The sequence below is a fragment of the Mesorhizobium sp. B1-1-5 genome (assembly GCF_006443065.1).
Lineage (GTDB): Bacteria > Pseudomonadota > Alphaproteobacteria > Rhizobiales > Rhizobiaceae > Mesorhizobium.
Genome location: NZ_VFWS01000341.1, coordinates 1 through 1,544, shown reverse-complemented (window position 1 = coordinate 1,544; position 1,544 = coordinate 1). Strand labels below are relative to the sequence as shown.

Sequence of the window (1,544 nt, the reverse complement as noted above, 5' to 3'; positions counted from 1 at the left end):
TCGCCGCCGTCAAGCGCGGCACCGCCACCGACCAGACGCTGATGGTCGCCTCCTTCGTCGGCGTCTCGGCGCCGCAATTCGTCGTCGGCCTGCTTTTGCTCTACGTGTTCGCCGTGCGGCTGGGCTGGTTCCCGATCGGCGGCTACGGCACCTGGCGCCATCTGGTGCTGCCCTCGCTAACCATGGGCATTCTCGGCGCCGGCTGGTACGCGCGCATGATGCGCTCCTCGATGATCGACGTGCTGCGCCAGGATTATGTGCGCACCGCCCGCGCCAAGGGCCTGGCCCGCCGCGCCATCCTGTTCCGCCATGCGCTCCCCAACGCCATCCTGCCGGTCATCGCCATGATCGGCATCGATATCGGCATCTTCATGGGCGGCATCGTGGTGGTCGAAAGCGTGTTCGGCTGGCCAGGCATCGGCCAACTCGCCTGGCAGGCGATCCAGCGCGTCGACATTCCGATCATCATGGGCGTCACCCTGGTGTCGGCCTTCGCCATCGTGCTCGGCAATCTCTTGGCCGACATCATCGCCCCGTTCATCGATCCCCGCATCAAGCTCAGATGAAACCAGAAAACCAACAGAGAAAGGGAACATAACAATGAAAAAGCTTCTCGCATCCACCGTGGCCGTATCGGCGCTGGCGCTGATGCTCGGCATGACGAGCGTCCGCGCCGAGGACGCCGTCGATCCCCACGCCAAGCAGGGCGGCGCCATCACCATCACCTACAAGGACGATGGCGCGACCCTCGACCCGGCGTTCGGCTATGACTGGCAGAACTGGTCGATGATCAAGAGCCTGTTCGACGGGCTGATGGACTACGAGCCGGGCACCACGAACCTCAAGCCCGATCTCGCCGAAAGCTACGAGATCTCGCCCGACGGCAAGACCTTCACCTTCAAGCTGCGCCATGGTGTGAAATTCCACAATGGCCGCGAAATGACCGCCGAGGACGTGAAATACTCGCTCGACCGCGTCACCAACCCGAAGACGCAGAGCCCCGGCGCCGGCTTCTTCGGCTCGATCAAGGGCTATGACGATGTCGCCGCCGGCAAGGCGGAGACACTATCGGGTGTCACCGTGGTCGACCCCTATACCGTCAAGTTCGAGCTGACCCGGCCCGACGCCACCTTCCTGCATGTCATGGCCATCAACTTCTCGCATGTCGTGCCGAAGGAAGAGGTCGAGAAATATGGCGCCGATTTCGGCAAGCATCCGGTCGGCACCGGCGCCTTCAAGCTCGCGGAGTGGACGCTCGGCCAGCGCATCGTCTTCGAGCGCAACGCGGACTACTGGCATAAGGGACTGCCGCATCTGGACAAGATCACCTTCGAAATCGGCCAGGAGCCGATCGTGGCGCTGCTGCGCCTTCAGAAGGGCGAGATCGACGTGCCCGGCGACGGCATTCCGCCGGCCAAGTTCCAGGAGGTGATGGCCGATCCCGAGCAGAAGGCGCGCGTCGTGGAGGGCGGGCAACTGCACACCGGCTACGTCACCATGAACACCACCATGGCGCCGTTCGACAATGTGAAGGTGCGCCAGGC

General features: G+C 63.7%; 2 protein-coding genes. Both read left to right on the top strand.

Features of this window, described 5'->3' with window-relative positions:
- The coding region (locus FJ980_RS31140; RefSeq protein WP_140547380.1) for an ABC transporter permease at positions 1-566 on the top strand (566 nt) is incomplete at its 5' end.
- A 34-nt stretch (positions 567-600) separates the two neighbouring features.
- Positions 601-1,544 (top strand): ABC transporter substrate-binding protein (locus FJ980_RS31135; protein WP_140547379.1); only part of this gene is annotated, 944 nt, incomplete at its 3' end.